The organism is Rhizobium sp. BK181 (genome assembly GCF_014193305.1).
GTDB lineage: Bacteria > Pseudomonadota > Alphaproteobacteria > Rhizobiales > Rhizobiaceae > Rhizobium.
Genome location: NZ_JACHZA010000001.1, coordinates 835,296 through 855,691, shown reverse-complemented (window position 1 = coordinate 855,691; position 20,396 = coordinate 835,296). Strand labels below are relative to the sequence as shown.

Annotated in this window: 26 protein-coding genes and 2 tRNA genes; 16 read left to right on the top strand and 12 right to left on the bottom strand. The window is 60.2% G+C overall.

The genetic code is table 11. From position 1 onward, the window contains the following. Positions 1 to 3 precede the first annotated feature (3 nt). Positions 4 to 2,064, bottom strand: coding sequence for an ATP-dependent helicase (locus FHT77_RS04250; protein WP_183752766.1), 2,061 nt, complete (start codon positions 2,062 to 2,064; stop codon positions 4 to 6). Between the two features lie 81 nt (positions 2,065 to 2,145). Continuing rightward, the gene (locus FHT77_RS04245) at positions 2,146 to 2,424 is read right to left on the bottom strand and encodes a hypothetical protein (protein ID WP_016552697.1); all 279 of its coding nucleotides are present in this window, start codon (positions 2,422 to 2,424) and stop codon (positions 2,146 to 2,148) included. A 479-nt stretch (positions 2,425 to 2,903) separates the two neighbouring features. Between FHT77_RS04245 and FHT77_RS04240 the strand changes: the two genes are divergently transcribed. Both FHT77_RS04240 and FHT77_RS04235 read left to right on the top strand, forming a co-directional pair. Beyond that, positions 2,904 to 3,161, top strand: coding sequence for a hypothetical protein (locus FHT77_RS04240; RefSeq protein ID WP_183752764.1), 258 nt, complete (start codon positions 2,904 to 2,906; stop codon positions 3,159 to 3,161). 150 nt (positions 3,162 to 3,311) lie between these two features. Then, positions 3,312 to 4,460, top strand: coding sequence for an acyltransferase (locus FHT77_RS04235; protein WP_183752762.1), 1,149 nt, complete (start codon positions 3,312 to 3,314; stop codon positions 4,458 to 4,460). Positions 4,461 to 4,688: 228 nt separating this feature from the next. Here the strand turns inward: FHT77_RS04235 and FHT77_RS04230 are convergent, their stop codons facing one another. Further along, positions 4,689 to 4,931 carry a DUF982 domain-containing protein gene (locus FHT77_RS04230; RefSeq protein WP_183752760.1) on the bottom strand — a complete coding sequence of 81 codons (243 nt, stop codon included), beginning with the start codon at positions 4,929 to 4,931 and terminating at the stop codon, positions 4,689 to 4,691. Between the two features lie 297 nt (positions 4,932 to 5,228). On the opposite strand from FHT77_RS04230, the gene FHT77_RS04225 reads away from it, so the two are divergent. Beyond that, the gene (locus FHT77_RS04225) at positions 5,229 to 5,477 is read left to right on the top strand and encodes a hypothetical protein (protein WP_016552701.1); all 249 of its coding nucleotides are present in this window, start codon (positions 5,229 to 5,231) and stop codon (positions 5,475 to 5,477) included. A 181-nt stretch (positions 5,478 to 5,658) separates the two neighbouring features. On the opposite strand, the gene FHT77_RS04220 is transcribed toward FHT77_RS04225, so the two are convergent. Together FHT77_RS04220 and FHT77_RS04215 are read right to left on the bottom strand one after the other, a co-directional pair. Then, entirely contained in the window at positions 5,659 to 5,796 is a 138-nt protein-coding gene (locus tag FHT77_RS04220) for a hypothetical protein (RefSeq protein WP_183752758.1), read from the bottom strand. 250 nt (positions 5,797 to 6,046) lie between these two features. Continuing rightward, positions 6,047 to 6,121 (bottom strand) — tRNA-Thr (locus FHT77_RS04215). Between the two features lie 152 nt (positions 6,122 to 6,273). Between FHT77_RS04215 and FHT77_RS04210 the strand changes: the two genes are divergently transcribed. The 10 genes from FHT77_RS04210 (at position 6,274) to FHT77_RS04165 (ending at position 12,202) form a co-directional block, all read left to right on the top strand. After that, positions 6,274 to 6,468 (top strand): hypothetical protein, encoded by a 195-nt coding sequence (locus FHT77_RS04210; RefSeq protein ID WP_016552704.1) that lies wholly within the window; start codon positions 6,274 to 6,276, stop codon positions 6,466 to 6,468. Between the two features lie 103 nt (positions 6,469 to 6,571). Continuing rightward, complete coding sequence (gene murA, locus FHT77_RS04205; RefSeq protein WP_016552705.1) at positions 6,572 to 7,864, top strand: UDP-N-acetylglucosamine 1-carboxyvinyltransferase; 1,293 nt, start codon at positions 6,572 to 6,574, stop codon at positions 7,862 to 7,864. Between the two features lie 117 nt (positions 7,865 to 7,981). After that, on the top strand, positions 7,982 to 8,419 hold the full coding sequence (locus FHT77_RS04200; RefSeq protein ID WP_183752756.1) for a DUF2948 family protein: 438 nt from the start codon (positions 7,982 to 7,984) through the stop codon (positions 8,417 to 8,419). A gap of 35 nt (positions 8,420 to 8,454) precedes the next feature. Further along, positions 8,455 to 9,753 carry a histidinol dehydrogenase gene (gene hisD, locus FHT77_RS04195; protein ID WP_183752754.1) on the top strand — a complete coding sequence of 433 codons (1,299 nt, stop codon included), beginning with the start codon at positions 8,455 to 8,457 and terminating at the stop codon, positions 9,751 to 9,753. 3 nt (positions 9,754 to 9,756) lie between these two features. After that, positions 9,757 to 10,230, top strand: a complete 474-nt coding sequence (locus FHT77_RS04190; protein WP_183752752.1) for a UPF0262 family protein — start codon at positions 9,757 to 9,759, stop codon at positions 10,228 to 10,230. Positions 10,231 to 10,235: 5 nt separating this feature from the next. Next, positions 10,236 to 10,712, top strand: coding sequence for a low molecular weight phosphatase family protein (locus FHT77_RS04185; protein ID WP_183752750.1), 477 nt, complete (start codon positions 10,236 to 10,238; stop codon positions 10,710 to 10,712). A gap of 118 nt (positions 10,713 to 10,830) precedes the next feature. Continuing rightward, positions 10,831 to 11,049 carry a translation initiation factor IF-1 gene (gene infA, locus FHT77_RS04180; protein WP_003545338.1) on the top strand — a complete coding sequence of 73 codons (219 nt, stop codon included), beginning with the start codon at positions 10,831 to 10,833 and terminating at the stop codon, positions 11,047 to 11,049. A gap of 49 nt (positions 11,050 to 11,098) precedes the next feature. Continuing rightward, positions 11,099 to 11,719, top strand: coding sequence for a Maf-like protein (locus FHT77_RS04175; RefSeq protein WP_016552710.1), 621 nt, complete (start codon positions 11,099 to 11,101; stop codon positions 11,717 to 11,719). Between the two features lie 17 nt (positions 11,720 to 11,736). Further along, positions 11,737 to 11,943 (top strand): DNA gyrase inhibitor YacG, encoded by a 207-nt coding sequence (gene yacG, locus FHT77_RS04170; protein ID WP_114712461.1) that lies wholly within the window; start codon positions 11,737 to 11,739, stop codon positions 11,941 to 11,943. A gap of 183 nt (positions 11,944 to 12,126) precedes the next feature. Then, positions 12,127 to 12,202: transfer RNA gene (locus tag FHT77_RS04165), tRNA-Phe, on the top strand. Between the two features lie 111 nt (positions 12,203 to 12,313). Here the strand turns inward: FHT77_RS04165 and FHT77_RS04160 are convergent. The 3 genes from FHT77_RS04160 to FHT77_RS04150 all read right to left on the bottom strand — a co-directional run bounded on the left by FHT77_RS04160 (position 12,314) and on the right by FHT77_RS04150 (position 13,919). Beyond that, entirely contained in the window at positions 12,314 to 13,159 is an 846-nt protein-coding gene (locus FHT77_RS04160) for a class I SAM-dependent methyltransferase (RefSeq protein ID WP_183752748.1), read from the bottom strand. Between the two features lie 145 nt (positions 13,160 to 13,304). Next, positions 13,305 to 13,505: a hypothetical protein gene (locus FHT77_RS04155; protein WP_183752746.1), complete on the bottom strand. Its 201-nt coding sequence runs from the start codon at positions 13,503 to 13,505 to the stop codon at positions 13,305 to 13,307. Between the two features lie 180 nt (positions 13,506 to 13,685). Then, entirely contained in the window at positions 13,686 to 13,919 is a 234-nt protein-coding gene (locus FHT77_RS04150) for a hypothetical protein (protein WP_183752744.1), read from the bottom strand. Between the two features lie 244 nt (positions 13,920 to 14,163). Between FHT77_RS04150 and FHT77_RS04145 the strand changes: the two genes are divergently transcribed. Next, entirely contained in the window at positions 14,164 to 14,568 is a 405-nt protein-coding gene (locus tag FHT77_RS04145; RefSeq protein ID WP_016552715.1) for a hypothetical protein, read from the top strand. A 112-nt stretch (positions 14,569 to 14,680) separates the two neighbouring features. Here the strand turns inward: FHT77_RS04145 and FHT77_RS04140 are convergent, their stop codons facing one another. Then, positions 14,681 to 14,887 (bottom strand): hypothetical protein, encoded by a 207-nt coding sequence (locus FHT77_RS04140; protein WP_016552716.1) that lies wholly within the window; start codon positions 14,885 to 14,887, stop codon positions 14,681 to 14,683. A 235-nt stretch (positions 14,888 to 15,122) separates the two neighbouring features. On the opposite strand from FHT77_RS04140, the gene FHT77_RS04135 reads away from it, so the two are divergent. Together FHT77_RS04135 and FHT77_RS04130 are read left to right on the top strand one after the other, a co-directional pair. Further along, positions 15,123 to 15,548, top strand: a complete 426-nt coding sequence (locus FHT77_RS04135; protein WP_183752742.1) for an OsmC family protein — start codon at positions 15,123 to 15,125, stop codon at positions 15,546 to 15,548. A gap of 147 nt (positions 15,549 to 15,695) precedes the next feature. Continuing rightward, complete coding sequence (locus FHT77_RS04130) at positions 15,696 to 16,592, top strand: DMT family transporter (RefSeq protein WP_183752740.1); 897 nt, start codon at positions 15,696 to 15,698, stop codon at positions 16,590 to 16,592. A 6-nt stretch (positions 16,593 to 16,598) separates the two neighbouring features. Here FHT77_RS04130 and FHT77_RS04125 read toward each other — a convergent pair whose 3' ends face one another. The 3 genes from FHT77_RS04125 to FHT77_RS04115 form a co-directional block, all read right to left on the bottom strand. After that, entirely contained in the window at positions 16,599 to 17,618 is a 1,020-nt protein-coding gene (locus FHT77_RS04125) for a polysaccharide pyruvyl transferase family protein (protein ID WP_183752738.1), read from the bottom strand. Positions 17,619 to 17,660: 42 nt separating this feature from the next. After that, entirely contained in the window at positions 17,661 to 19,151 is a 1,491-nt protein-coding gene (locus FHT77_RS04120) for a lipopolysaccharide biosynthesis protein (RefSeq protein WP_016552720.1), read from the bottom strand. 67 nt (positions 19,152 to 19,218) lie between these two features. Next, positions 19,219 to 20,136, bottom strand: a complete 918-nt coding sequence (locus FHT77_RS04115) for a glycosyltransferase family 2 protein (RefSeq protein ID WP_183752736.1) — start codon at positions 20,134 to 20,136, stop codon at positions 19,219 to 19,221. Positions 20,137 to 20,396 lie beyond the last annotated feature (260 nt).

Genomic DNA, 20,396 nt, shown 5'->3' with positions numbered 1-20,396 from the left:
GCTTCAGCGCCACATGCCGCGCATGCGCGCGCCGACATCGACACGCACTTGCCGCGCCTGGTGCGACGCGCCGCCGTCGGCTCTCGATTGCGGCCAGCCGACCACCTCGAAGAATTGCAGCAAGGTTGCCGGAATGAAGCGCGTGCGTGATGCGTAGACGTGCCGGTCGCCTTGCGCGTTCTGGCCGTGCGTGAAGAAGCGTTGCGGCACGACGAGGTCGAGATTGTCCTTGGCGCGCGTCATCGCGACATACAGCAGTCGCCGCTCTTCCTCGATCTCGGCGCTCGTGCCGACCGCAAGGTCGGAGGGGATGCAGCCATCGACGACGTTCAACATGAATACGCGTGTCCATTCCTGCCCTTTGGCGGAATGGATCGTGGAGAGGATAAGATAATCCTCGTCGAGCAGCGGCACGCCTGCCTGGTCGCTGGTGGCATCCGGCGGGTCGAGCGTCAGCTCCGTCAGGAAGCGCTCACGGGAAGGATAGCCGCTGGCAATCTGCTCGAGTTGCAAAAGGTCGGCCTGGCGGGTCGAGGCGTCGTCGTGCAGGCGTTCGAGATGCGGCGAATACCATTCGCGGACAAGGCCGATCTCCGCTGGCCAGCCGGCCTTTCCGGTCTTCACCTCCTGCAGCATCGCAACGAAGGCCGTCCAATCCTCGCCCGAACGGGGAGGGGCCGGCAGTTCGGCAAGCGCCTGCATCGGGCTCGCATCTGCCGCCATCTGGTCGATGACGCGCTGCGCCGTCGAGGGCCCGACGCCGGGGAGCAACTGCATCAACCGGAAGCCGGCGACGCGATCGCGGGGGTTCTGGGCAAAGCGCAGAGCAGCCATCATGTCCTTCACATGGGCGCTGTCGAGGAACTTCAGCCCGCCGAACTTCACGAACGGGATGTTGCGGCGGGTGAGCTCGACCTCCAGCGCGCCGCTGTGATGCGAGGCGCGGAAGAGCACCGACTGCTGCTTGAGCGTCACGCCTTCTTCGCGGTTCTCCAGCACCTTGTCGGCGACATATCGCGCCTGTTCGGTTTCATCGCGCACGGTGACGAGCCTCGGACGCTGAGCCGACTGGCGCTCGGTCCAGAGGTTCTTGGTGAAGCGTTCCGAGGCGAGGTCGATCACGGCGTTCGCCGCAGCGAGGATTGTCTGCGTCGAGCGGTAGTTGCGATCAAGCGTGATGATGTTGGCCGACGGACTGAACGCCGCGGGAAAGTCGAGGATGTTGCGCACGGTGGCGGCGCGGAAGGAATAGATTGACTGCGCATCGTCGCCGACGACAGTCAGGCCTTGCCCGCCGGGCTTCAATGCGAGCAGGATCGACGCCTGCAACCGGTTCGTATCCTGGTACTCGTCGACAAGGACATGATCGAAGCGGTTGCCGATATCGTCCGCGATGATCGGTTCGCTGACCATCTGCGCCCAGTAGAGCAGCAGATCATCGTAATCCAGAATGTTCTGGCTCTGCTTGGCCTCGACATAGGCGCCGAAGAGGTCTCGCAGCTGGTGCTCCCAGGCCGAGCACCAGGGGAAGGCGTCGCGCAGAACGAGACCAAGTTCACCTTCCGAATTGACGACGCGCGAATAAATCGCAAGGCAGGTGCCTTTGGTCGGAAATCGGCTCTCCATCTTCGAAAAGCCGAGCTCGTGCCGGATGAGGTTCATCAGGTCGGCGCTGTCTTCCCGATCATGGATCGTGAAGGCGGGGTCGATGCCGATCTGCTCGGCGTAGTCGCGCAGGAGCCGCGCCCCGATCCCGTGAAAGGTTCCGCTCCAGGCCAGCGCATCCGCCATGATCCCGGAATTGCTGCCGAGTACCTGGGCGCAGATACGCTCAACACGCCGCGCCATCTCGGCGGCCGCGCGCCGGGAGAACGTCATCAGAAGGATACGGCGTGGATCGGCGCCCTTGACGATCAGGTGCGCAACACGGTGCGCCAGGGTGTTGGTTTTGCCCGAACCAGCGCCGGCGATCACCAGCAGCGGGCCGGCAACGTGGCTGCCGTCATTGAGCGTGCCGTATTCGACGGCCGCGCGCTGCTGAGGGTTGAGCTTCTCAAGATACATTCAGCCGTCCGGTTGCTTCGGCGGAGAATCGCCCCGCGAAAATGTTCGACGTTCCTTGAATGTTCTCGAACGGCGCGTGTGTCAAGAACCGCCGCGTGAGGGGAAATCGGGCACGATGACGCGTCGCACGAGCTTCAGGCTGCGATCCGGTTGAAGGATATAGGTCTCTTTGACCCTGCTGCCGGTGGAGTCATAGAACGAATTGTAGATGGCACTGCCCGGCGGAGACTTGGTCAGCTTCGTGCGCGGCTGCCCGCCATAGGTGATGCTTCCCGGAATTGGCTGAACCTCGCTCGAGCTGTCCGTCGTGCAGCTCGATAGCATGACGAGCGATAGAATTGTCGGAAGCAGACATCTCATCGTTGCAACCCCCACCCAAGCCGTTGGTATATATGGCCCGCCAGGTCGAGACGCCAAGTAGCTTGCACCGGCATCGGTGAGATTCTTTCGAGTATAGATTGGTGCGGCCCGACTAAAGCGCCAGCATGGCCTCAGTCGATGCGGGCTTTTCTATCAAAGGATTCGTCCGGCAGATGGGTTACGTCGTACGGACCGTTGGTCTGGCGGGAGCCTTGCTCGCAAGGGGCTATGCCCAGGGCCGCAGCTGCGGGCATTAGGCGGCCTACCCAAATATAATACTGTAAGGTCATCCGTTTTTGCGCGCGCATACAGCATGTAGCTGGGTGCCCGGAAACATCCGACTATCATTATGTAAAATCATACAATTTAGCCTGATCGAAAATACGAAGAATTAACTCTGCGAAAGTAGTAGCGGCGGCACTGGAACTAAAAGCGCTTTTCATTAGTTAATGCTTGTAATCAAAACACGGGAGAAGCGCATGCAAAGACTTCTTCGATTGGGAGTGCCGGCATTTGCGCTGGCAATAGGGACCTTCATCACCCCAGCTTCGGCTTCGCTCGAGATTACGAGCGACTACTCCGCCCTGCCTCGGGATGAAATGGCAATGAACGAATACACTGGCTCCGTGTCCTGCACCGAGCCGGCGACACACTATGTTCCCTCGTTCATTCGATCGTTTGACGGCACCATTATCGGCGTCGGCTATCTCGAGGTGCAGAGCGACGATCGTTGTTGATCGTCTCATTCGTCATGGAATCCGTGAAATAAGGTAGCCAAGGTCGCGCTTCCCAAGGGGCGTCGATCAACTTTTCTGGTTGCGCGTTGTGCATTGCAGCACATTGCGTTAGCTTCCCGCGAAGCTGAGCCTCAACCAGAAGGATACCCTATGATCATTGAGAGCAAGCGGATCGGATGCCTAGACGGGCTGCGCGGGCTAGCCGCGCTCTGGGTCCTCCTCGGCCACAGTCTGCAATTGACGGGCTGGCACCTTCCGATCCTTTCGTCGCCGGATTTGGGCGTCGACCTCTTCATTATGCTGTCCGGCTTTCTGATGGTCTTTCACTATCGGCTGCGCGAGACGGCCAATCGCTGGGAAAAGCCGGCCACCTGGTTCGGCTTCTGGTTGAAGCGCTTTTTTCGCATCGCGCCGCTCTATTATGTGATGCTGTGTGTGGCGCTGCTTCTAGGCCCGCAGCTCTATCAAGCCCGCATGGTCATCGACACATTTCTCGCGCATGGCCCGCAATTGCCGGAGCGCTATCTGGACGACAGCCTGCGTAATCTCCTCATGCACCTGAGCTTCCTCTTCGGGCTGCATCCCGCTTACGCGTTCCGCACGGCGTTACCGGATTGGAGCCTCGGTCTGGAAATGCAGTTCTATGCCGTGTTTCCGATTGCGATGCTGCTCTTGAGGAAAACCAGATGGCTGCCGGGCGCCGCCTTGATTGCGCTTGTGGGCTTTGTAATCGCAAAGGCGATCCAGGCGGCGCATATCGACTTTCCGATGCCGTCTTTCCTGCCACTGAAGATGCACGTTTTCCTATGCGGCATGCTGATCGCCAATGGGTTGTTCGTGACGCCGCGGCAAACCGTTATGAACGGCCTCTTGGCAGTCATTCTGGTGATGATTCCGATCGGCGGCGATATGACCACGACGAAGATCGGCGTCCGGCTGCTTCTCGTCGTCGGCTTCTTCGCCTTGGTGCATTACCACCTGCTGCCGGGCCTGATGGGAAAGCTTGGCGACCGCGTTTCGTCACTCATGGGAAATCGCTTCTGCCATTGGCTGGGCGAGCTTTCGTTCGGCGTTTACCTGATCCATCTGCTGTTGCTGCAGCCGATCGCCGCGTTCGTCATCAGGCGTTTCGGGGCTGGGATTTCCGCACCGGAACGATTTGCGATCGTTGTCGCCGCTCTTTTGCCGACGGCCTATGTGCTGGCATACCTGGGCTTCACCCGTATCGAGGGACCGGGTCAGAAGCTCGGGCGTAAGGTTCTTGAAAGGATCCGCGGGCGCCGGCTCGAGCCGGCGTGATGGGGCGAGCTATTGCAATCGAGGCTCGTCTGCTTTCGCAGAGGGTGACGAGCCTCTGACCATCATCATGATGGCTGCCGATGTTCTATTGAGGGACGTGCCTGAATGGCAATGAACTTCGCCACGATCCCAACAGCTGGCGTCGCCGAGGGTTAAATAAAAATAAACTATTGCCCTGTTCCGGCACAGGCTATCGATAATCGGCCGGCGACCACCGGCTGCTGTTGCTCAATTGACCTTCAGCTTGGCTTCTTCTGCCGCCGCTACAAATTCCGCGCGCGCCTCTTCGACCGTCTTGCGACCATCGAGGGCTGCCCTGCATGTGCTTCTTGCCTTCAGGTAGCGTAGTCCGCGGGCGTTCGGCCACAGGTCCGCCAAGCACTTCAGCGCGTCCAAGGGCCCGAGGATCGTGCGCGCGCCAGTGCTTTCGAACCCCACGTGGATAGGGTCATTCCATTTCTCTACGGCCATCGGCGTCTTTCCTCCATGCTTAGGCCAAAACGTGCAATCGGCCTCCGCGTTCCTCTAGAAGGCCTCATGCAGAAGGTATTTTAGCGATATTTTCGACGTCCGCAAACGGGAAAACCGCTGCCCGGGTCTGCCCTAATTCTCCGGCCACCTTTCCGATCTTTTTGCGTCGCGAGGCGTTATTTTCTCGTTGGCGATAGCGGATCTGTTGCTTGCACTTTTAACTGGCTGAATCCGGCACTTTGTGCAACCATCAAAAGCTCAACGTCAGTCGCCCCTTGTCAGCGTTGGAGATCGGTAATGCAGGACCTCAAAAACGTGCTGAATGCGGAATGCCAGAAGTATGTTTCCATGGTGGTATCCATGCGGCGTGGCAAGCAGCGATGGCTCGAAGTCGACGAGGCAACGGGCAGCAACGTGGATGTCACCGACGCCAAGCTTGCGACGTTCGAGGAGACGGTCCGAACCCTTAGGCAGATGATCCAGGACCTCGATGCGTCCGATTATCTGTCATCCCGCCCCACGAAGGATTGGCATTTCGACGCCTGATCCTGTCGTCACATCAATTTGGATGTTAGGCCAACGACTTTGCGGTGCCTTCAACTCCGAATGGAAGTTGTAGACGGAATCCGGATCGTAGACGCAGGCGTAGTCGAGTAGGCATTGCTTTCTGCTGGCATCTCGCAGGCCGGTCGTGTCGCGCTTTCGGCCGGGCCGGCAGGCTTGTTGATTACGGGATAAATGTCGCCTTGTAGACCGCCACCGCGCCTCCGATCGCGACCACGACCGCAAGTGCCATGGCCACAACAATAATTGCTTTCCCTACCCATCCGGTGTTCGATGGCTGATCGTCGTTTTCATTGCTCATAGGGTCGACTTTCAGTCAGCTTCTTTTCTACACCGGCATGGGATCGCTACGCAGCCTGTGATCAGGTGTCAGTCGCTTTCGAAGCTCCCAATGCCCCTACCGCAGCCCGTCAAGTGTTGATGTCGGCCGCGTGAGGTCGAGTACCATCTCAGAACGCATGACGGCAAGCGTCTGCGGTCGCTGGAGGAGAGCTATACGACGTGATCTTCAGGTTCGTGAGTGCTGTTTTGTCGATTTCGCCGGGGAAAACTGGTGCTGCCGAGTGGGATTGAACCACCGACCTCACCCTTACCAAGGGTGTGCTCTACCACTGAGCTACGGCAGCAAGGACCAGACGCGCAACCGAAGCGGCTGCATTGCGTGAACGGGGGGCCTATTGCCACAGGTTCATGCCAAGCGCAAGCCGCAATTTCCATCTTTGTGTAGATTGAGGTCAGGCCACTTTTGGATTGGCGCAAATTCGGGTAAGGCTGCGGCATGACCGAGAACACCGAAAAAGGCCAGAAGAGCCGGAAGGCGGCGATCGAACGCCAGGCGGAGTTGCGCCGCGAGCGTGCTGCCGAAAAACTTCGCGAAAATCTGTCCCGCCGCAAACAGCAGACCCGCGCCCGCCGTTCGGGGCAGGCAGATGAGACGGATGGCCTGCCTGCCGCAAAAATGGACGAATCGTAATGTTCCGTTCACGGCGAATTGAAGCCCCCGCTAATTTCGTCTAAACACCCGCATCTTTTTTCAGACAGCCTTTCAGAAAGGCGGGCATCGCCCGTAAGCGCCCATGGATCGTATTAGAATTGTCGGCGGTAATGAGCTTAACGGCATCATTCCGATTTCCGGCGCCAAGAATGCCGCCCTGCCGCTGATGATCGCCTCGCTGCTCACCAGCGATACACTGACGCTCGAAAACGTGCCGCATCTGGCCGATGTCGAGCTTCTGATGCGCATCCTCGGCAATCACGGCGTCGACGTCGCCGTCAACGGCCGCCGCGAACGCCAGGAAGACGCCTACTCGCGCACCATCCACTTCACCTGCCGCACCATCGTCGACACCACCGCTCCCTATGAGCTGGTGTCCAAGATGCGCGCCTCTTTCTGGGTCATCGGCCCACTGCTGGCGCGCGAAGGCCAGTGCCGCGTCTCGCTGCCGGGCGGATGCGCAATCGGCACGCGTCCCGTCGACCTGTTCCTTGATGGCCTGACGGCGCTCGGTGCGAACCTCGAGATCGACGGCGGCTATATCAATGCGACGGCCCCGCAAGGCGGCCTGATTGGCGCCCGCTACACCTTCCCGAAGGTATCGGTCGGTGCGACCCACGTGATGATGATGGCTGCAACGCTTGCCCGCGGCACGACCGTGATCGGCAACGCCGCCCGCGAGCCCGAAGTCGTCGACCTCGCCAATTGCCTGATCGCCATGGGTGCAAAGATTTCGGGTGCCGGCACGAGCACGATCACCATCGAAGGTGTCACCTCGCTCTCCGGCGCCCGCCACCGCGTCCTTCCGGATCGCATCGAGACCGGCACCTACGCCATGGCCGTCGCCATGGCCGGGGGTGACGTGGTTCTCGAAAACACCGATGTCGCTCTGCTCGACACGGCGCTTGAAACGCTTCGGCGCGCCGGCGCGGAAATTTCGCCGACCAACAACGGCATGCGCATCCGCCGCAATGGCGCTGGCATCAAACCGGTCGATATCGTCACCGATCCATTCCCGGGCTTCCCGACCGACCTGCAGGCGCAGTTCATGGCGCTGATGACGCGCTCGACCGGCATCTCGCATGTTACCGAGACGATCTTCGAAAACCGCTTCATGCACGTGCAGGAACTGGCGCGCCTCGGCGCCAAGATCTCGCTGTCGGGCCAGACCGCGAAGATCGAAGGTGTTCCGCGGCTGAAGGGTGCGCCCGTCATGGCAACCGACCTGCGCGCGTCTGTTTCGCTCGTCATTGCCGGCCTTGCCGCCGAAGGCGAGACGATGGTATCCCGCGTTTATCACCTCGATCGCGGCTTCGAACGGCTGGAAGAAAAGCTCACCCGCTGCGGCGCCATTGTCGAGCGCGTCAGCGAGTAACCAAAAGGGCGTCAAATTCGCCCTTAAGCCCGGTTGCGCATCGCGTTGCCGCGCCTTATGTCCGTTGTCTGACGCATCGCCATTCCGGCGATGCATTGGCGATGGGGTAATGCCTGCATGACTGATCTGAGGCTGGTTGCGCTCGATAGCGAAGATCTTGCCGTTGTCTCCACGCATTTGCAGGATAGCGTCTTCAAGGTCGCCGATATCGCCTGGTCGCCGCGCGAGGGGCAGTTCTCGGTCGCGGTCAATCGCTTCGCGTGGGAGGAAGCCGGCAAGAAGCGCAAGGGTTTCGAGCGCCGCCGCGCCGCTGTTGTCTTCAAACGCGTGCTTGCTGTGCGCTCCACCGGCATCGATCGCCAGAACCGCGACGACGTCTTGTCGTTGCTGGCCGTCCGCTTCGAGCAGAAAGGCGAGGGGCCTGACGGCACCGTTGAACTGGCGCTCTCCGGCACGGCGACCATTGCGCTGGATGTCGAATGCATCGAGGTTCAGCTTGCGGATATTGGCGGGGCGTGGGAAACCGCATCAAAGCCCCGTCATCCCGGCGCTTGAGATCTGCTTCGTCTGTTATCAAGAGGAATATCGCATTGGCAATCTGGCTGGATCAGGCATCGGAAGGTTTCGAGCAGCGCTTTGCAGCCTTTCTGACGACCAAGCGCGAAGTTTCCGAGGATGTGAACACGGCGGTCCGCGCCATCATCGATGACGTCAGGGCGCGCGGTGACGAGGCGCTTGCCGAGTATTCGAAGAAATTCGACGGCATCGATTTTGCCGTGACGCCGATGCGCGTGAGCGAGGCGGAGATTGACGCCGCCATCGAAGCGGTTCCGGCGGAAGTCCTCGGCGCGCTGAAGGTTGCGCAGGTGCGCATTGAATCGCACCACCGTCGCCAGCTGCCGAAGGACGATATCTACGAAGACGACATGGGCGTAGGCCTCGGTTCCCGCTGGACCGCGATCGAGGCGGTCGGCCTTTATGTGCCGGGCGGCACTGCTAGCTATCCGAGTTCGGTGCTGATGAATGCCGTGCCGGCGAAGGTCGCAGGCGTCGATCGCATCGTCATTGCCGTTCCCGCAACAGGCGGCGCCGTCAATCCTGCGGTGCTTGCCGCGGCCAAGCTCGCGGGCGTCAGCGAAATTTACCGCGTCGGCGGTGCACAGGCGATTGCCGCGCTGGCTTACGGGACGGCGACCATCGCGCCCGTCGCCAAGATTACCGGTCCCGGCAATGCCTATGTCGCCGCCGCCAAGCGGCATGTCTTCGGCACCGTCGGTATCGACATGATCGCCGGTCCCTCGGAAGTGCTCGTCATCGCCGACAAGGACAACAATCCGGACTGGATCGCCGCCGATCTGCTGGCCCAGGCCGAGCATGATGCGAGCGCGCAGGCGATCCTCGCGACCGACGATGCCGAGTTTGCGAAGCTGGTGGAAGCCGCCGTCGAGCGGCAGCTCAAGACGCTCAATCGCGCTGAAGCCGCCGCCGCCAGCTGGCGCGACTTTGGCGCGGTCATTCTCGTGAAGTCGATCAAGGACGCCATTCCGCTGGCAAACCGGATCGCGCCCGAACACCTGGAACTGGCCGTTGCCGATCCGGACGCGCTTTTGCCTCATATCCGCAATGCCGGCGCGATCTTCATCGGCGCCCATACGCCCGAGGTGATCGGCGACTATGTCGGCGGCTCGAACCACGTCCTGCCGACGGCCCGCTCGGCGCGGTTCTCTTCCGGGCTTTCCGTACTCGATTTCGTCAAGCGCACCTCGATCCTGCGCCTTGGTCCTGAACAGCTCCGCATGCTTGGCCCGGCCGCCATTGCGCTCGCCGTGTCCGAAGGACTGAACGGGCATGCGCGATCGGTTGCGATCCGCCTCAATCTGGAAGGGTGACAGATGGCAGCGGGCGACTTTCGGCTTTGCGACGTCGTCCTTGACGACACCATCGGCCGAGCGACGCCCGACGTCGAGCACGAGCGCGCCGTCGCCATTTTCGATCTTGTCGAGGAAAACAGCTTCACGCCCGTTGGTCATTCCGGCGGCCCGTATCGCCTGAACATCTCGCTGGTCGATTCCAAGCTGGTGTTCGCGATCACGACAGAGCATGGCGGCGCCGTCGCAACCCACATCCTGTCGCTGACGCCGTTTCGCCGCATCGTCAAAGACTATTTCCTGATCTGCGAAAGTTACTATGAGGCAATCCGGTCGGCTTCGCCGAGCCGCATCGAGGCGATCGATATGGGTCGGCGCGGTATTCACAATGAGGGCTCGCAGACGCTGAGGGACCGTCTGAACGGCAAGATCGAGATCGATTTCGATACGGCACGCCGGCTGTTCACGCTGGTCTGCGTGCTCTACTGGCGCGGCTGACGCCAATGGAAACGCCGGTCGGGGCAGGCGAAGGGAAGAGGCCGGGTGCCATCCTGTTCATGTGCGGCATGAACTGTATCCGCTCCCCGATGGCCGAAGTGATTGCTCGCAGCATGTTGCCGGCCAATGTCTACATCCGGTCGGCGGGCGTCCGTGCCGGAGAGCGTGATCCTTTCGTTGACGTTGCGTTGGACGAGATCGGCCTTTCGCTCGGGCGGCATCACCCGCACACGCTGGAAGAACTGGAAGATGACTATTTCGACCTCATCATCACGCTCTCGCCGCAGGCGCACCATGCTGCCCTGGAACTGACCCGGTCAAACGCCATCGAAGTGATGTATTGGCCGACCCTGGATCCGACCGTTGTTCAAGGCACGCGGGAGCAGATTCTGGACAGTTACCGCGAAGTCCGCGACCACCTGACGGAACTGATTGAGAGCCGGCTGGTGAGACGAAACTCCACCGCCGCGCAATCGGCGTGAAACAAATGACAGAAACACGATCAATTAGGTTCACAAACCCCCATTGATTGTGTAGTTTCCGCGCAAAATTTTGGGCGGCTGTGGCTGCCATCTCAACCGACAGGAAGAAAACCAATATATGCCTAAAGAAGAAGTCCTCGAATTTCCGGGTATTGTAACCGAGCTTCTGCCGAACGCGACGTTCCGCGTAAAGCTCGAAAACGAACACGAGATCATCGCCCACACGGCCGGCCGCATGCGCAAGAACCGCATTCGCGTTCTCGCAGGCGACAAGGTCCTCGTCGAAATGACCCCCTACGACCTGACCAAGGGCCGCATCACCTACCGCTTCAAGTAGGCCTGGTCTCGAAAGGCCGTTGTCTCCGTCTCCCGGTGGTCGAGGTTCCATGGCGCTGAAATACAAGCTCATTCTGGCTTCCGGCTCGCCCCGCCGCGTCGATCTGCTGAACCAGGCAGGGATCGAGCCCTCGCGTCTGATGCCGATGGACATAGACGAGACGCCGAAGAAGTCGGAGCACCCGCGATCGCTTGCGCGGCGCCTGTCGACGGAAAAAGCCGAGGCGGCCCTTGCCGCCATCAAGGGCGACATGACGTGGAAGGGCAGCTATATCCTCTCCGCCGATACCGTCGTTGCCGTCGGTCGCCGTATCTTGGGGAAGGCCGAGTTCGCGGATGAGGCATCGGCCTCGCTCTATCTCCTGTCCGGCCGCAGCCACTGGGTTTACACCGGCGTCTGCCTGGTCACGCCAGACCGCAAGGTCAGGCAGAAGATCGTTGAGACCAAGGTGCGCTTCAAGCGCCTTTCCGGTTTCGAGATCGAGAACTACCTTGCCTCCGGGCAATGGCGCGGCAAGGCCGGCGCCTATGGCATCCAGGGGCTGGCCGGCACATTCGTGCAGAAGATGGTCGGTTCCTACACCAATGTCGTTGGTCTGCCACTTTATGAAACCATCCTTCTGCTGACCGGCGAAGGCTTTGACGTGCACAGCCGGTGGCCCGAGGGCTGATCCTCGAAGGGACGCTGATGTCTGACGAAAACAAAACCGCCAAGGTCGAACCGCTGCGAAAGACACGGCCCTGCCCGGAATGCGGCAAGCCGTCGAGCCGCGAACACTATCCGTTTTGCTCGAACCGCTGCCGTGAGCTCGATCTTTCGCGCTGGCTCTCCGGCTCCTACGCCATACCCGTTGCCGACGACGAAGCAAAAGCGGAGCACGAGGACAACGAATAGGCTCGTTTTCCACGGGCGAAGCCATTAAATTCGTTGATGAATCCGGAAAAATCCAAGACGTCTCAAAAAACTGTCATTTTGACGCTTGCCATGTCCGGACAAGATGCTATAACCCCGCTCGCTTCCGGGGCGAACCAAGGTCCCCGGTTCTTTCTCAGGAAAGAATCTGCATGAAGCGGGTTAGCCCAGATAGCTCAGTTGGTAGAGCAGCGGATTGAAAATCCGCGTGTCGCTGGTTCGATTCCGGCTCTGGGCACCACTCCAAAAACTTGCTTTCAAATGGTTCCGAACGAACCACTCCAAATTAGATCCTGTTCTTTCCGAGAGGGCTGGTTGACCTTTCGGGTGTCGAACAACTTTGATGTTCGGCTCAGCGCTTCGGCACGATACCCAGGCTGAGGACCCACATTTCACGGTAGCAGAAGTCGGGGTCGGAAATCAGGCGGTCCGGCTCTTCGCCAATCGCCTTCCATTGGTCATGATCCGCTTCCGACAGGTCACAGGTTCGAGCGAGCCTGGATAAGAATTCGAGGTTGTTGCGGATATACTCGTGCTCCACCGGCTTTAGCGGCTGACGTCGCTCTGCGAGTGTCGTGATGGCAGAGACGCGCTCAAGGCCCGCCGCTCGAAACCAGGCTGGCAAGCGCGTTCCCCGCATGGCGCCGGAGATCTGCGTATCGCCGGATAGCGCATCGAGCAGCCGCCACATGAGTCTGGGATCTTGCGGCTGATATTGCCAAACCGAGATGTCGACCTCTTTCACGGCAACGAGCCCGCCTGGCTTTACGACGCGGCGAAACTCCTCGATTGCGCGGGCGAGCTGTTCGTCACTCAGATATTGGCTGGCGTTCGCGCTCCAAACCGCATCAAACGTTCCCGCCTCTTGTGGCAGCGCGGTCATGTCTCCGGTTCGCGTGCTTATCGGACAGGGAAATTGTTGATCGGCAATCAGGCTTTCGATTGCCTCGATATTTTCGGGTGCCAGATCCAGAGCCTCGATGTGTCCCTGGCTACCCAGCAAGTCCGCCATCAAAGGCAGGAAGACCCCATTCCCGGCACCAGCGTCAAGCACCGACCAACCGGGTCGGATGCCGGTGGCGCGAAGCGTAGCATCGTACTCGTCCTTTAGCGCCAAGTAGTGAACGTCAAGATGCCTGCCGCCACTGAGCCTGTGCCCAGCCGATGTAACGCGTTCGGGACTTGAGGCGTTGTTCATCTTGTCCCCCCGTCTGGATCCGAATGACAGCTCTCAACGCCATATTGTTATGGATATCTCGTACGCAGACAATCCCCATCCAGAGCGAGTCACGGCACCCTGATCGCTCTGCCACGGTCGCCCGCCAGCATCGGGCCCGATAGGGCTATTCGCGGTCGAGCCGCTGGACGAGTTCCTCGAACAGCGCTTCGCCTCGCCTCGTCAGGACAAGATCGATTGCGACGGTAAGGGCGCGATGCCCTTCACTGCTGTCAACGTCGATCCGTTGGGCGGAACACCATTGCCGAACGGCTTCGGTAACGCGCGCAACATCGTGGTCTGTAAGCGATATGAGAGATTGGAGCATTTTTGTGCCCTTCGCTAAAGCGGCAAGAGCACGTAAAAACTCCCAAGCAGTCCCCGCCGATTAATCTTATGGGGCCGATTTCATTAGTGTACTCTCATTCCACGGGAATGATACAAGCTCTTCGAGCAATTTTTACGAAGGCTATTGCGACCGCCGGTGGTCCGCTGAGGTCGAGCGGAATTACGCCATCCTGCGCAGCACGTCGAGCAGTGTCTGCGCGTCATCATTGGCGCCGATCCGCCTTAGGCCGTCGTCCGCGAGCGTGATGATGGCCTCGAGCGCTTCATGCTCGCTCCAGCCCGCCTCGACCGATGCTGCGACAAGATCGCGGAAGGCAAACTGCAGGGCGTCCTGGCAGCGGACGTCCCGATCGGGGTCGTCTGTCGTGACGAAGGGTCTGTAGATGTCTCTCATCTCGCTCTCCGCGAATGTGCCAACGAGACAGAATAGCGGGAATGAGTTTAAGAAAGTGCTTAAGAAATAGCTACTGGGCGGGGCTGTGGCACTTCCGCGCGGCGATGCCCGAGCGTCGCCTTCGGGACATGGCTCACGCGATGGCAACATGATGATTTTCCGAAGGTTAAAACTCCGTTCATCTGCCGTTCTCAATCCGCTTTTGCAATGATAATACTAACGGCGCAAACGGAGGGGATACTCTATGCCACGCATCTCGCAGCTATACTTTAAGACCGCAATTCTATTTCTGATTATCGGCATTCTCATGGGTCTCAACATGGCGATCTCCCAAGATCACACCGTCATCGGCGCCCATGCGCACTGTAATCTGTTAGGCTGGGTCACCATGGCGATCTTTGGCGGTTACCATGCGCTCAATCCGCAGAAGGCGGAGACGCGCCTGGCCATGATCCAGTACTACGTCTACACGGCCGGCATCGTCCTTATGGTGCCGTCGCTCTATCTCATGCTGCAGGGCAATGCGGCGATGGAGCCGATCGTCGCGCTCGCTTCTGTCGTCACCTTTGTGGGCGTCTTGCTCTTCGCGTTCATCATCTTCTCGAGCGGAAAAGTGGTCGTCACACCGTCGGCACCTTCGTATCGCTGACATCACCCAACGCGGTGTTCGGCGGGGCGTGATCGCCTTGCCGAACGCTCTTGGTGCAGATATCCGCTCGTGATCTCAGGCTCTGACGGTGTGGTGCCGTCGGACCGGAGCTTCAGTGGATGATCTGTATGCGGATCTGTTCCTTGGCCGCGTAGTCATGGCAATCGCTGGCGGCGTCGCCGACAAAGATCACGTCGCCGTCGGAATCGAAAAGACCCCAGCAGGGGTCTTCGTCGACATAGACTTTTCTGACGTAGCCGAAGGGCTCGGCATCGATGATAACGCTGGGTGCAACAGGAACAGCCGCAAGTGCTCGCATGGATAACTCCAATGAGTCGTTTCTGTTTTAGTGCATTTGCATATTGCGCCTTGAAGCTGACTCGGAGCTATCCTCAGAAATCGGGATGGGAAACTGAGGTTGACGAGCGGGCCGATTGTCGCTGGCCGAATCACTTTTGATTGTCTGTTCCCGCCGCGAGCAGATCAAATGCGCGTTGCCGCGGCGGTTCAAAATCCCTATCTAGGGCAGGCTATCATCACCAAAGGATTTTCCCATGGCTGACCTCAAGGCGCGCCCCCGTCCCGTTGGCGCAACCGCCGTTCTCGGCCGCACCGGCTTTCCGCATGTCACGTCGGCCACCAAGGGCGAGTTGCATATCGTCACCGGCGCTTCGCAGCCTGGTTTCAATCCGCTGGACCTTCTATATGCGTCCCTGTCGGCCTGCCTGGTCCTCAGCGCCCGCATCGCCGCGAGCCAGATGGGCATTCTCGACCGCATCACCGAGATCACTGCAGACGTGACGGGCGAGAAGGCAAGCGACGGTCCGTCGCGGGTTCAGGCATTCAACATTGCCTTCGCGATCAAGGGTGACATCGACGAAGAGACGCGCTTGAAGATCGCTCATGCGGCCGAAGAGATCTGTACGGTCAGCAACACCATCCGCGGCACGCCCGAATTCTCGACCGTCGTTTCCGGTTGATGGGCGCAGTGCTGCAAATGCGCATCGGCGGACAATAAGATTACGCTTTTGCCTACCCTTGTCGCTCCTCGGCTATCCACTCGGTACAGCTTCTGATAGGCCCGTTCCGTCGCCTGCCTCCAGGCGGCTCAGAAAGCATCGAGAGTCATGTCGCAGGCCGCTTCCACAATCGCAGACCCCCCTACCTCCAACCGGTTGGCTCTTGCCGCCCTGATCCTCGGCGGCGCGGCGATCGGCGGCTCGCCTATCTTCGTTCGGCTGTCGGAAGTAGGCCCAATGGCAACCGCCTTCTGGCGCGTGGCGCTTGCCCTGATCCCGCTCTTCATTTTTTCGCTTGCCAAGGGCAAGAACGCCGGCCCGAAGCCTGAAAAACTCTCGGATTATGCCCTGCTGATCCTGCCGGGCGTGGTTCTCGCGATGGATCTGGCTGCCTGGCATCTCTCCATCACCATGACGTCGGTGGCCAATGCGACGCTGCTTGCCAATCTTGCCCCCGTCTTCGTCACGGTGATCGGGCTTGTCTTTTTCGGCGCGTCCGTCACCCGTGTGTTCGTTCTCGGGCTGATATTGGCGCTTGCAGGCGTGGTCATCCTGAAGGGAGGCCCTGCGGCACTCGGCAATGGCGACTTGCGTGGCGACGGTGTGGCGGTCATCGCCGCCGTCTTCTATGCCGGTTACATCCTGGCGATCGGCAAGCTTCGCAGCCGTTTCGATACGGTCCGTATCATGCTCTGGAGCACGGCATCCGCCGCTGTCTGCATCTTTCCGCTTGGATTCTTCTACGAAGGCCACATGCTGCCGCCGACGGCCTATGGCTGGGCAATCGTCTTCGGCCTTGCCTTCGTCAGTCACGCGGGAGGGCAGATGGCCATCGCCTACGCGCTCGCCTATCTGCCAGCCGCCTTCTCCTCACTGACGCTGCTGCTGCAGCCGGTGGTGGCGGCAATCCTCGCCTGGGTGCTGCTCAGCGAGCCGATCGGTCCGATGCAGGCGATCGGCGGCATTGTGGTGCTCGCCGGGATTCTGGTTGCCCGGCGAGGCTGATCTCAGTCAGGCGACCGCTGCAGGAGCGACACGTCGCGCATCGAGGATCGCAAGCGCCTCGTCGACTGTCGAGGCAAGTTCCGCCTTGTCGCTGTTGCAGGTGCCCCAGGCCGCGATGAAGCTGCTGGTCTTGCCATAGCTGTTATCAAGAACGCAGTGATCCGCGCCGAGAAGCACGCACATGATGTGTCCGTGCATACGGTCGGTAATGACCTGGCGTGCCGAGCCCAATAGAGCCACGCCGCGGTCGAAACGCTGCTGCGCCCGTTCGCGATAGGCTAGCTCGGTCATCCGCGCGCGACCGCCGATGCGGCCGGTCAGAAGGCCCTTCAGGATCGCGGCGTGCTTCGTCTGGCGCTGGAAATCGGCAGGCTCGTCGGGCCAGTCCGATTTCACGGTGCCCGGACGCAAGGTTGCTGCTGTCAAGTCCTGTGCGGTACCGACTTCCTGGTCCTCGCGCAGATTGAGCAGCAGTTCGTGCTGCGGCGTCGGTCGAGCGACCGGACCGATGCAGAAGGCCATGTCGGGGCAAAGGCGCGTCTCACACTGGAACCAGCGCTGGGCAAATTCCAGGCTTCGCTGGTCGCGGACGAGCAGCGTGAACTGACCGTGACGCTCGATCGCGCGCGCGGTGCTGTCGACGTTCGCCTGTTCCTTGAAATGAATGGTCTGCGGCATCTGCACGATCGGCCGGCCCTTGTGCTTGTCGAGCAGACCTTCGCGGAACTGGCGGTAGCCGGCCCAGATGTCACCGAAATTGCCGCCGCCGTGCAGGAAGATGCGACCGTTGCCGATCGCGCTGAGCATCCGGCCTTCATCGTAGGTCGGGATCTCGGTCACGTAGGTCGGACGGGTGCGCTTCCGGTCAAAATAGGCCAGTTCGCCAAGCCAGATGGCACTGTCGCCGATGTTGTAGTGGTTCGGGAAGTCGAGAAGCGCAAAACGCTCGGACGGATCAAAGAGATCGGAAAGGCAATTGGCGATCACACCCTGAAGACGGTTGATGATCGTAATATTGGATTCCATGGAATGCTCCTTGTTTGCGGACACTTGGGTCCATGCAAGCGGCTAGGCTTCGGCCTGTTTGCGGAATGGGTTGAGGGACATGGCAAGCGCGATGTACGGACGGATGACCGAGCGGCCGAAGATCGGCAGGAAGGCGAGGTAAATCAGTCCGCCAAGACCGATGCTGAGGCCGAGCGCCAGCCAGCGGTTTTGAATATGTGCGAGGATGACTGGATGTGCGAACCAGACGCAGACCGCCATCAACGCCGCGCCGCAGAAGGGCAGGGCGACAGCCTTCAACGTGCTCTTGGCGTCGATATGCGCATATCGTGCAAGCACATATTGCTGATAGGGCATCGTCAGCCAGGCCCGCAATGTGTAGCCCGCGGCAACGGCCACGACGCCGTAGGGGACGAGCAGCCAGGTGAGGATCAACGTCGTCGCGAGCTGCAGGGCAGCGACGGACAGGATCGATTCCGCCCGGTTGACCGCAGAAAGCGCCGACGAGGCGAAGAAGTTCATGACAAAAGGAACCGCCATCAGCACGAGAACGGTGGCGATATCGCCGGCATTGCCCCACTTGTCGCCGAAGAGCAGGGCGATCATGTCGTTGGACAGAGCGCCGAAGCCGAGCAGCAGCGGGATGGTTCCGAGCGCGGCAGCGCCGACGATCTTGTTATAGGCATTGCGGAAGGCCGTGTGGTCGTTCTGCAGGCGCGACAGCGTCACGAGCGACACGCTGCCGATCGGCGCCAGCACCGCTTGTCCGATCAGCTCGATCAGTCGCCAGGCAATGCGGTAGCGGCCGACTTCGACCGGGCCGAACCAGCGCGAAATGAAGATGTCCTGCACGCGGGCAAGCAGCATCCACATCAGCTGGGTGACCACGAGGCTGATGCTGAAGAGGAAAACGGACCGGAACATCGGCACGTTGAAGCGAAACTTCGGCATCCAGGGATAGTAGAACCAGCCGAGGAGCACGGTCACGGCAGCGTTGACCGCGGTCTGCGCTACGAGCGCCCAGACGCCCCAGCCGAGGAAAGCGCAGACGACGGCGGTGATGCCGGACAGCAGGCTGGCGGCGATCGCCTGCCCGGCAAGGCTCTTGTGGCCGAACTCGCGGGCAAGGCGGGCATTGTGGATGACTGCCAGCGAGGAAATCGGAAGCAGCGGCGCCAGCCAGCGTAGAATGCCTGAGACCGATGGGTCGCGCACCAGATCGCCGTAGTAGGGCGCGAAGAAGAACACCAGCGAGGCAACGATGCCGCTGAAGGCGATCGTCGCCCAGAAGGCCGTGTCGGCAAGCTCCTCGTCGAGATCGAGCTGGCGCGTGACGGCATCGCCGAGGCCCGCATAAGCCAACACGCGGCCGATTTCCACGAACAGGCTCGCAAGCGCGAAGGTCCCGAAATCGCCCGGCCCGAGAATGCGCGCCAGGATGACGAAGATCACAAAGGTTGCGATCGTGCTCCAGGCCACGCGGACGACCGACCAAAGGACGGAGAGCGCGGTTTTCTTCTTAAGCTCGGCGTGCGCAATTGCCGTATCGGCCATGCATTATCCAATCGAATCTGGCTCGCGATCGGTCTCGCGTGTTTCCGTTGACGGTGAGGCGAGCGCCCTAGGCGGGCTGCTTTGCCTTCGGCGCCCGCCAGTAGGCGAGCATGCCGGTCAGGTTGTCACGAAGCTGGCTGCGATAGGTCAGGCCAAGGTCCTCGTTGAGTTTCTGGCGCCCCATGGCTTCCATGAGCGCCTGGCGGATTTCCCAGCGCAACATGCCGCGCATGTTCGAGCGACGATCGAAGAGATATTTGGCGTACAGCGCTCCGTTGCCGAAGGCGTAGCCGGTCTGCAGGCGCTTGATATCAGCGAGATCACGCCGTCCATGAAAGTGCTTGACGGCAAAATCGGGCAGATATTCGACGCGCACGCCGGCATTGAAGGCGCGGTGGACATAATCCGTGTCTTCGCCGGAGCGGAAAGGCGTGCCGGCCCCGAAACGCGTGTCGAAGAGGCCGATCCTTTCGACCAGGCCATGCGGAAACGCCATGTTGGCGCCATGAATGAAGCCGCCGGCGTGCAAGTCGCTGGTCAGCACCGCGGGTTCCATCTCAGGCTTGATCGTCACCGGCAGGTCGCGGGCATCACCGAGTTCGATCCGTCCACCGCGCATGACCATCTCGGTATCCGAGCTGAAAAGCGCCGCAAGCGTCGTGAAATAGTCTGGGAAAATCTCGCAGTCGTCGTCGGTAAAGGCAAGGATGCGACCTCTGGCGGCGTTCAGGCCCGTGTTGCGGGCCACGGCGAGGCCGGGCTTCGCTTCGTAGATCAAGTTGGTCTTGATCGGCGCGGTCGACGCCCATTGGCGAACGACGTCCGACGTCTCGTCCGTGGATCCATTGTCCACGAAGACCAGCTCAACTCTCAGATAGTCTGCCTGCCGGGCGGCAACAGACACGGCATCCAGGCAGTTCGTCAGTCCATAGGCCCGATTTCTCGACGAGATAATCAGGCTGATGTCCACGGGCCGAGGAGGCATGCAATTTCCCCTTCTGCGATCGATGTCGAGGCGAGGATAGGGCTGAGACCCCGCTTCGGCAAGGAGCTTTTTGCGCTGCAGCAAAATAGAACAGTTGGAGCAGTTCGCAGACGAATGTGGTAATTTCTTGCCTCAAGAAGATAGAAAATAAATACAAATATAGATTTTGTCACAAATCAAAGTTAATCGTAAAAATAACAATGAAAAATAATCTTATGTAGTTCTACCTAAGCACCGAAGAATTTTTAGCTTGCCAAAAT

Excerpts from the sequence above, each read along its gene's own strand:
- FHT77_RS04250 (WP_183752766.1), bottom strand. The coding sequence starts at position 2,064 with ATGTATCTTGAGAAGCTCAACCCTCAGCAGCGCGCGGCCGTCGAATAC.
- FHT77_RS04245 (WP_016552697.1), bottom strand. The coding sequence starts at position 2,424 with ATGAGATGTCTGCTTCCGACAATTCTATCGCTCGTCATGCTATCGAGC.
- FHT77_RS04240 (WP_183752764.1), top strand. The coding sequence starts at position 2,904 with ATGCAAAGACTTCTTCGATTGGGAGTGCCGGCATTTGCGCTGGCAATA.
- FHT77_RS04235 (WP_183752762.1), top strand. The coding sequence starts at position 3,312 with ATGATCATTGAGAGCAAGCGGATCGGATGCCTAGACGGGCTGCGCGGG.
- FHT77_RS04230 (WP_183752760.1), bottom strand. The coding sequence starts at position 4,931 with ATGGCCGTAGAGAAATGGAATGACCCTATCCACGTGGGGTTCGAAAGC.
- FHT77_RS04225 (WP_016552701.1), top strand. The coding sequence starts at position 5,229 with ATGCAGGACCTCAAAAACGTGCTGAATGCGGAATGCCAGAAGTATGTT.
- FHT77_RS04220 (WP_183752758.1), bottom strand. The coding sequence starts at position 5,796 with ATGAGCAATGAAAACGACGATCAGCCATCGAACACCGGATGGGTAGGG.
- FHT77_RS04210 (WP_016552704.1), top strand. The coding sequence starts at position 6,274 with ATGACCGAGAACACCGAAAAAGGCCAGAAGAGCCGGAAGGCGGCGATC.
- murA (WP_016552705.1), top strand. The coding sequence starts at position 6,572 with ATGGATCGTATTAGAATTGTCGGCGGTAATGAGCTTAACGGCATCATT.
- FHT77_RS04200 (WP_183752756.1), top strand. The coding sequence starts at position 7,982 with ATGACTGATCTGAGGCTGGTTGCGCTCGATAGCGAAGATCTTGCCGTT.
- FHT77_RS04190 (WP_183752752.1), top strand. The coding sequence starts at position 9,757 with ATGGCAGCGGGCGACTTTCGGCTTTGCGACGTCGTCCTTGACGACACC.
- FHT77_RS04185 (WP_183752750.1), top strand. The coding sequence starts at position 10,236 with ATGGAAACGCCGGTCGGGGCAGGCGAAGGGAAGAGGCCGGGTGCCATC.
- infA (WP_003545338.1), top strand. The coding sequence starts at position 10,831 with ATGCCTAAAGAAGAAGTCCTCGAATTTCCGGGTATTGTAACCGAGCTT.
- FHT77_RS04175 (WP_016552710.1), top strand. The coding sequence starts at position 11,099 with ATGGCGCTGAAATACAAGCTCATTCTGGCTTCCGGCTCGCCCCGCCGC.
- yacG (WP_114712461.1), top strand. The coding sequence starts at position 11,737 with ATGTCTGACGAAAACAAAACCGCCAAGGTCGAACCGCTGCGAAAGACA.
- FHT77_RS04160 (WP_183752748.1), bottom strand. The coding sequence starts at position 13,159 with ATGAACAACGCCTCAAGTCCCGAACGCGTTACATCGGCTGGGCACAGG.
- FHT77_RS04155 (WP_183752746.1), bottom strand. The coding sequence starts at position 13,505 with ATGCTCCAATCTCTCATATCGCTTACAGACCACGATGTTGCGCGCGTT.
- FHT77_RS04150 (WP_183752744.1), bottom strand. The coding sequence starts at position 13,919 with ATGAGAGACATCTACAGACCCTTCGTCACGACAGACGACCCCGATCGG.
- FHT77_RS04145 (WP_016552715.1), top strand. The coding sequence starts at position 14,164 with ATGCCACGCATCTCGCAGCTATACTTTAAGACCGCAATTCTATTTCTG.
- FHT77_RS04140 (WP_016552716.1), bottom strand. The coding sequence starts at position 14,887 with ATGCGAGCACTTGCGGCTGTTCCTGTTGCACCCAGCGTTATCATCGAT.
- FHT77_RS04135 (WP_183752742.1), top strand. The coding sequence starts at position 15,123 with ATGGCTGACCTCAAGGCGCGCCCCCGTCCCGTTGGCGCAACCGCCGTT.
- FHT77_RS04130 (WP_183752740.1), top strand. The coding sequence starts at position 15,696 with ATGTCGCAGGCCGCTTCCACAATCGCAGACCCCCCTACCTCCAACCGG.
- FHT77_RS04125 (WP_183752738.1), bottom strand. The coding sequence starts at position 17,618 with ATGGAATCCAATATTACGATCATCAACCGTCTTCAGGGTGTGATCGCC.
- FHT77_RS04120 (WP_016552720.1), bottom strand. The coding sequence starts at position 19,151 with ATGGCCGATACGGCAATTGCGCACGCCGAGCTTAAGAAGAAAACCGCG.
- FHT77_RS04115 (WP_183752736.1), bottom strand. The coding sequence starts at position 20,136 with ATGCCTCCTCGGCCCGTGGACATCAGCCTGATTATCTCGTCGAGAAAT.